Source organism: Nonomuraea maheshkhaliensis, assembly GCF_039529435.1.
Lineage (GTDB): Bacteria > Actinomycetota > Actinomycetes > Streptosporangiales > Streptosporangiaceae > Nonomuraea > Nonomuraea maheshkhaliensis.
This window is the reverse complement of sequence record NZ_BAAAMU010000072.1, coordinates 47940-55327: the sequence shown is the minus strand read 5'-3', so window position 1 is coordinate 55327 and position 7388 is coordinate 47940. Positions and strand designations below refer to the sequence as shown.

The following is a 7388-nucleotide window of genomic DNA, read 5'->3' as shown; positions in this document are numbered from 1 at the left end:
GGCAGGGCCACGGCCACCGGCACCGCGCGGGCGGGCAAGGCCACCGCGAGCGGCGCCAGGAAGGTCGGCCAGGCCACCCGCCGGCTCACCTACGCCAACGGCGCCGGCCGCACCGGGCTCGGCCGGCTGATCGAGCTGTCGGCGGGCAACAGCGCCGGTGACGCGCTCGTCACGGTGGCGCTGGCCAGCACGGTCTTCTTCGGGGTGCCCGTCGGCGAGGCACGCGGCTCCGTGGCCCTCTACCTGGTCATCACGATGTTGCCGTTCGCGCTGCTGGCGCCGTTCGTGGGGCCGATACTCGACCGGTTCAGGTCGGGACGGCGTTACGTGATGGCGGGCACGCTGTTCGGGCGAGGGCTGCTGTGCTTCGCCATGGCGGCGGCCGTGGGGCCCGGTGACCTGCCGACGCTGTTCATCGGGGCGCTGGGCGTGCTGGTGCTGTCGAAGTCGTACAACGTGTCGCGGGCGGCGATCATGCCGAGCGTGCTGCCCGCCGACATCGGGCTCGTCTCGGCGAACGCGCGGGTGGCGCTGTTCACGCTGGTCGCGGCGGGAGTGGCGGTGCCGGTCGGCGCGGGGCTGACCGCCGTCGTCGGCAGCGCGGTGGTGCTGCGGGTGGCGATGGTGGCCTTCCTGCTGCTCGGCGTCGCCGCCGTACGCCTGCCGCGTCACATCGACTCCCCCGACCTGGAGGAGGAGGGCGGGCCTCCGCGCTGGCGCACCCTGCTCAAGGTGGGCCCCGCGGTGGCCGAGGCCGTCTGGGCGAACCTGGCGCTGCGCGTCTTCTCCGGTTTCCTGCTGTTCTTCCTGCTGTTCCTGGTGCAGGACGAGGCGGTGCCGTGGCTGGCCGCCGCCGAGCCGTGGGCGCGCGACCCGTTCTTCGACATCCCCAAGACGATCGCGCTGCTGGCGGGGGCGGCCGGGCTGGGCGGCCTGGTGGGCGCCGCGGTCGCGAACTGGACGCGCAACAACTCGCCGCAGCTCATCGTGCTGGTCACGCTGGCGGTGACCGCCGTGACGGCCGTCGTCACGGCCGTCTTCTTCGGGGTGTGGACCGCGCTGGCCATCGCCCTGGTCACGGCGTTCGCCCAGGAGCTGGGCAAGCTGGCGCTCGACGCGATCGTGCAGCGGGAGATCGGCGAGGAGGTGCGCTCGTCCACGTTCGGCGTGGTCGAGGCGGTGCTGCAGCTCGCCTGGGTGTTCGGCGGGCTGGTGGGCCTGGTGCTCTCGCTCACGCGGAGCAGCACGGCCGGGCTGGTGGCTCCGGCGGTCGCGCTCATCGCGATGCTCGGCTGGTTGCTGGTCTCGCGCAGAGGCCGCGTACGCGAGACCGAACGCAAACTACGCCGGCAGCGGGCCGAAGCCGAAGCGGCCTCCGGCCTCAGGCCCGACGCACAGCCTGACGTCCAACCCGATGACCGGCCCGATCCCCGGCCCGGCCCTCAGCCCGATGCCGAGCCCGGTCCCCGGCCCGACCGCCGACCGGACGTCCGGCCCGATCCCGGGCCCGGCCACCATCCGGGTCCCGGTGAGCAGCGGGGCGGCGGAGTCGATCCGACCAAGCCGCTCACCAACCCGCACGGCTGAGCGGGAACGGCGGCGGATCAGGCGTCGAGGTCGTCCGCGACCGCCCTGAGCACCTGCGCGATCTTCTTGGCGTGCGCCGCGTCCGGATGCTTGCCGCGCTGGTAGGAGGTGGAGACACCGTCGAGCAGTTTGATGAGGTCTTCGACGATGACCACCATCTCGTCCGGCTTCTTCCGCTTGCCCTTGGGCTTGGTCTTGGCCAGCGTCGGCGGCTGCTCCAGGATCCTGACGGAGAGCGCCTGCTGGCCCCGACGGCCCTCGGCCACGCCGAACTCGACCTTCTGGCCGGGCTTCAGCGGGCCCGCACCTGTGGGCAGCGCGGATGAATGCACGAAGACCTCACCGCCGTCGTCGCGGGTGAGGAAGCCGAATCCCTTGTCGGCGTCGTACCACTTGACCTTGCCACTCGGCACAGGAGGACCTCGTTCAAACAGTCGAAAGGAGGACGGATGGATGTAGGTTATGCCCCGCGAAGCGCCAGGGCGACCGGGTAAATGCGGTGCATTTACCGGAGTTCATGATGCTCGCGCCATGTGCTGAACCAGGCGGCGAATTCGGTCAGGTCGCCCAACGTCACATCAGCTCCGTGATCACGCAGCTCTCCCACCGTGTAAGGGCCGGTCGCGACCGTCACGCTCACGGCGCCACCGGCGCGTGCGGCCTCGATGTCGGCGACATGGTCACCAACATAAGCCGCCGCGCCGAAGCGCGCGAGTGCCGATCCCTTGGCGGCCGCGAAAACCGATCCGACCACTTCGTCCACGTCCAGGCCCAGCACCTTGAGGGTGCCGACGGCGTCGCGGGCGTTCTTGCCGGTCACCACGATGACCCGGCCGCCGGCCGCGCGCACGGCTTCGACCGCCTCGTACGCGCCCGCCATCGCGGTATGGCTCGGCACCCCCATTTCCGGATATATCTCTCGATAGAGGTCGGCGGCTGCCTCGACCTCCTCGGTGGGCAGCCAGTTGGCCAGCTCCATCTCCAGCGGCGGCCCCAGTCGCCGTACGATCGCCGCACTGTCGAATGGCACGCCCAAACGCACGGCCAGCTCGTCGAAAACGGCCGCTATGCCCGACCGCGTGTCCGCCAATGTCATGTCAAGGTCGAATCCCACCGAAGTCATCACAGACAGCAGGATCCCAAACCTCCCCCTACTCCACGTAACGGGCCTTGTTCTGAGAGCATGGGAATGGGAAGAAAGGAATTACTTATCGGAGAGGAGTGGCCGTGACCGACACCCCCCAGCCGCCGCACAGCGGAGACCGGCTCGTCGCCTCCTCGGCCCCGCCCCAGCCGCCCTTGACGCGGCCTGAGCCCAGGCCGCACCGCCCGGCCCGCCCCGGCGGGCCCGTGCTGACGGTGTGGCAGCGCGTCATCGGCGCCCTCGTCTACCTCGTACGGCTGGCCAGCAGGGTCGCCGCGCTGGCCCTGGTGCTCCACGCGGTCTTCACGGTGTTCAGCGCCAACCCGGCCAACGTCTGGTACCGGTTCGTCGAGACCCTCGCCTCGACGCTCTCCCTCGGGCTGGCCAACCTGTTCCGGTTCGCCGATCCGCACTTGACCACGCTGGTCAACTACGGCCTGGCCGCGGTGGTCTGGTTGATCATCGGTTCCGCCCTGGCGAGCCTGATCCGGCGCGCCGCCCCATAACGACTACTCTCCTTACGGAGGTATCAGCACAGACATGACCAGATCGACACGTGAGCGGATCATCGATGAGTCCCTGCGGCTGTTCGCCGAACGGGGCTACGCCGCCACGTCGGTGGCCGAGATCGAAGCCGCCTCCGGGCTCTCGCCCGGCGCCGGAGGGCTCTACCGGCATTTCAAGTCCAAGTACGAGGTGCTGGCCGCGGCCATCAGCGAGCACGCCAGCCGCACCCGGATCCAGGTGGCCGAGAGCCTGGCCGAGCTGAGCGCCATGGAGTCCTCGGTCGACCTGGAGGTGCGCCTGTCCCACGTGTGCCGCGCCGGGCTGGCGAAGGTGCGCGAGGAGTCGGAGCTGACCCGGGTGTTCTTCCGCGACCTGAGCCAGTTCCCCGAGCTGGTCGCGGTGGTCCGCGAGGGGCTGCTCCAGCCCATGTTCGACGCCATCGTCACCTGGTTCAAGGCCCAGCCCGAATACCACGACGCCAAGCTCGACTGGTCGGGCATCTCGACCGTGCTCGGCGGGGCCGTGGTGCACTACCGGCTCTTCCAGGAGACCGTGGGCGAGCTGCCGGGGCACGCGGAGAAGGACCAGTTCGTGGCCGCCTGGGTGCGGCTGGCCGTCGGCCTGCTGCCCAGCCCGGCGCCGGTCAGCTGACGTCGAGCAGGCGGTAGGCCAGCCACAGGACGCCCGCGCCCGTACCGATCATGAACATGGTGCCGCTGACGTCCCAGAACTGCGTGACGAACGCCGCCATCCCGGCCTCGATCCCCACGCGCAGGCCGCCGATGAGCACGCCGCCGACGGCGTAGCCGAGCAGCGGCGCGCCGGCGCCGACGAACCGGTCGCGCACGTTCCAGGCGTCGCTGAACAGCACCATCGCCGCGCCCACGGCCCACACCACCAGGGGCACCTGGAAGATGGCCACCGCCGGCAGGTCGAACGGCACCAGCAGCGCGGCCAGCACCAGGATCACGAGCGCGGCGGTGTCGCGCGGGTGCTCCTTGACGATGGTCCTGGCGTCCCTGCCGCCGGTGGCCATCGGGTTGGCGCTGGACATGGCCGCCCTGCGCAGCCCGGCGAACGGCAGCCCCATGCCCTGCCGCCGGTCGAGGCTGTCCTGGGCGATCCTGCGGTACGCCCGCACGCCGGGCGGCGCCTCCTCGTCGGCCACGGCCGGCAAAGGCCGCGTGCCTCCCCCGCCGGAAGGCCCGCTGACCGGCCCACTGGCCGGCCTCGTGACGGCCCCGGTGCCCGCCGCCGAACCCGCCGCCGCTCCACCCGCCGTTCCCAAGCTCGTCCCGGCGCCGCCGCCGGCCCGCGTGACGCCCACGCCCACCGGGTCCCGCGCGGTGGCGACGCCCGCCTCGGCCAGCCTGCGCGCCTCGCGCTCGACGAGCGCGACCGGATCGCCGAACCTGGCCAGCACCTTGGCCACCTGGCGGGCGTTCTGGCTGCCGCCCCGCTCGACCTCGATCCTGGCCCGCAGCCGTCTGGCGAAGTCGAGCCGCTGATCGGCCCTGAGCACGCCGTGGGCCGCGTCGGCGGCCTGAGAGACGTAGTTCAGCACCAATTGGTCCGCGCGCTCTATCACGTCTAGCAATGCTGCCCCAATCAGGGGGGACATACCATGGCAACGATGGAGTTCACGGAGTGGATCAGGGGACGCACCGACGCACAGCTGCGGGCGCTCGTCTCCGCGCGGCCAGAGCTGATCACTCCGGTGCCCGCGCATCTGGAAGGTCTCGCCTCACGAGCGGGCAGCCCGTCGGCGATCGGCCGCGTTCTCGACCGGCTCGACCGGTTCACGCTGGCGGTCGTGGAGACGCTGGCCGTACGCGACGGCCCGGTGCCGAAGGACGAGCTGCGCGAGCTCATCCGGGCGGCGCTGGCGGGCGCCGATCCGGAGAACGCCCTGGCGACCGGCGAGGCGGGCAGCGCCGACCCCGAGCCGGCCCTGTCGGCCGCCCTCGACCGGCTGTACGACCTGGCCCTCGTCTACGGCCCCGACGACGCGCTCGACCTGGGCCCCGGCGTACGCAAGCTGCTCGACGACCCGGCGGGGCTGGGCCCGCGGGCCATGGACGCGTTCCGGCACCACGCGCCCGAGCAGCTTGAGGAGATGGCCGACGACGTCGCCCCCGGCACCACCGGCTCGGGCAAGGAACGGCTGGCGGCGGCACTGGCCCAGCCAGAAGGGCTGATCGAGTCGGTCTCGCCCGAGGCCAGGGGCGCGCTCGACCAGCTCGTCTGGGGCCCGCCGACCGGCCGCGTGCCCAACGCCAGGCGCGAGGTGAGCGTGGCCACGGCCCGTTCGCCCATCGAGGAACTGCTGGCGCGCGGCCTGCTGGCGGCCACGGGCGAGGAGACCGTGGCGCTGCCCCGTGAGGTGGGCCTCTACCTGCGCGGCGGCCGGGTGCACCGCGACCTGCTGGCCCTGCCGCCGCCGCTGGAGGGGGCCGCGCGCGATGCCGGGCTGGCCGACCGTACGGCGGCCGGGCAGGCGTTCTCGTTCGTCAGATCCGTGGAGGAGCTGTGCGAGCGGTGGAGCGTCGAGCCGCCGGGCGTGCTGCGTACCGGAGGGCTGGGCGTGCGCGACCTGAAGCGCACCGCGGGCGAGCTGGACCTGCCCGAGTGGGTGACCGCGCTGGTGATCGAGGTCGCGCACGCGGCCGGGGTGATCCACGCGGGCGGCGGCGTCGACGGCGAGTGGCTGCCGACCTCCGGCTACGACCTGTGGCGGGTCAGGGGGACGGCCGACCGGTGGACGGCGCTGGCGCTCACCTGGCTGGCCATGGACCGGGTGCCCGGCCTGGTCGGCGACCGGGACGAGCGCGACAGGCCGCTCAACGCCCTGCACGCCGACCTGCGCCGTTCGTCCGCGCCCGGCATCAGGGCGGCCACGCTGGGTGTGCTCGCGTCGGCTCCCGGCCTCGCGCCCGCGCGCGACGCCGTGCTCGAACGGCTGGCGTGGGAGCAGCCGCGCCGCAGGGGGCCGCTGCGCGAGCAGCTGACCGAGTTCGCGCTGCGGGAGGCCGAGCAGGTGGGCGTGACCGGGCTGGGCGCGCTGTCCGCGCACGGGCGGGTGCTCGTCGAGGGCGGCGACGCGGCCGCTGTGCTCGCCCCGCTGCTGCCTGAGCCGGTCGATCACGTGCTGCTCCAGGCCGACCTGACCGCCGTCGCGCCCGGCCCGCTGACGAGCGAGCTCAACCGCTGGATGACGCTCACCGCCGACATCGAGTCGAAGGGCGGCGCCACCGTCTACCGGTTCAGCGAGAGCTCGATCCGGCGCGCGCTCGACGCGGGACACGGCGGCGAGGAGCTGGTCTCCATGCTGGCCAGACACTCGGCCACGCCGGTGCCGCAGGCGCTGTCCTACCTGGTGACCGACGTGGCCAGGCGGCACGGGCGGATCAGGGTGGGCACCGCGAGCGCGTACATCCGCTGCGACGACCCCGCGCTGCTCGACCAGATCACCGCCGACCGCCGCTCGTCCGCGCTGCGCCTGCGCCGGCTCGCGCCGACCGTGATCGCCTCCCGCTCGCCGCGGGCGGCGCTGGTCGACTCGCTGCGGGCCATGGGGTACGCGCCGGTGGCCGAGTCGCTCGACGGCGACGTGATCATCTCCCAGCTGGAGAGCCGGCGCACCGAGGGGCTGGCCCCGGTCCGCGCGGTCGCCTCGCCGAACGGCCTCGATCCTGAGGTCGCGGCGGCAGCCGTACGCGCCCTGCGAGCCGGCGACGCGGCCCACCTGGCCCGGCGTGAGCCCGTGGACGCGCCGGCCGGCCAGGAGCCGTTGGGGCCCACCACCGCCACGATCTCGGCCCTCCAGGAGGCCATCAAACAGGGTGTACGGGTGTGGATCGGCTATCTCGACTCGCAGGGCAACGCCACCTCGCGCATCCTGGAGCCGGCCAGGATGGAGGGCGGCTACCTGACCGCGTACGACGAGACCAGGGCCGCCGTCCACCGCTTCGCCCTGCACCGCATCACCGGCGTGTCGGGCCTCTGACCGGCGACGGCGCGAGGCCCGCGAACGAGAGGGCCGGTGTGACGGAGCCGGCCGGGTGACCGGGTCAGCGGTGCGACGCGGTCATGAGTGACCGGGTCAGCGCCTGGCGCGCGACCGCCGGGGCGGGCCCAGACGGCCGCTTCC

At 72.8% G+C, this 7388-nt stretch carries 7 protein-coding genes; 4 read left to right on the top strand and 3 right to left on the bottom strand.

The annotated features are described in order from the left end of the window. On the top strand, positions 1 to 1587 hold a 1587-nt coding region (locus ABFX54_RS36445), incomplete at its 5' end, for an MFS transporter (RefSeq protein ID WP_346111272.1). Between the two features lie 17 nt (positions 1588 to 1604). Here the strand turns inward: ABFX54_RS36445 and ABFX54_RS36440 are convergent. Both ABFX54_RS36440 and ABFX54_RS36435 read right to left on the bottom strand, forming a co-directional pair. Then, a complete protein-coding gene (locus ABFX54_RS36440; RefSeq protein WP_106250619.1) occupies positions 1605 to 2000 on the bottom strand; it encodes a cold-shock protein in 396 nt (131 codons plus the stop codon). Positions 2001 to 2092: 92 nt separating this feature from the next. Further along, positions 2093 to 2710, bottom strand: a complete 618-nt coding sequence (locus tag ABFX54_RS36435) for an HAD family hydrolase (protein ID WP_346111274.1) — start codon at positions 2708 to 2710, stop codon at positions 2093 to 2095. A gap of 104 nt (positions 2711 to 2814) precedes the next feature. Here ABFX54_RS36435 and ABFX54_RS36430 point away from each other — a divergent pair, with 104 nt between their 5' ends. Together ABFX54_RS36430 and ABFX54_RS36425 are read left to right on the top strand one after the other, a co-directional pair. Beyond that, on the top strand, positions 2815 to 3237 hold the full coding sequence (locus tag ABFX54_RS36430) for a hypothetical protein (protein ID WP_346111271.1): 423 nt from the start codon (positions 2815 to 2817) through the stop codon (positions 3235 to 3237). Positions 3238 to 3271: 34 nt separating this feature from the next. After that, the gene (locus ABFX54_RS36425; protein WP_346111270.1) at positions 3272 to 3889 is read left to right on the top strand and encodes a TetR/AcrR family transcriptional regulator; all 618 of its coding nucleotides are present in this window, start codon (positions 3272 to 3274) and stop codon (positions 3887 to 3889) included. On the opposite strand, the gene ABFX54_RS36420 is transcribed toward ABFX54_RS36425, so the two are convergent. Next, positions 3882 to 4826, bottom strand: a complete 945-nt coding sequence (locus ABFX54_RS36420) for a hypothetical protein (RefSeq protein WP_346111269.1) — start codon at positions 4824 to 4826, stop codon at positions 3882 to 3884. The genes ABFX54_RS36425 and ABFX54_RS36420 overlap by 8 nt on opposite strands. A 45-nt stretch (positions 4827 to 4871) precedes the next feature. Here ABFX54_RS36420 and ABFX54_RS36415 point away from each other — a divergent pair, with 45 nt between their 5' ends. After that, positions 4872 to 7244 carry a helicase-associated domain-containing protein gene (locus ABFX54_RS36415; RefSeq protein WP_346111268.1) on the top strand — a complete coding sequence of 791 codons (2373 nt, stop codon included), beginning with the start codon at positions 4872 to 4874 and terminating at the stop codon, positions 7242 to 7244. The last annotated feature ends 144 nt before the right edge of the window (positions 7245 to 7388 follow it).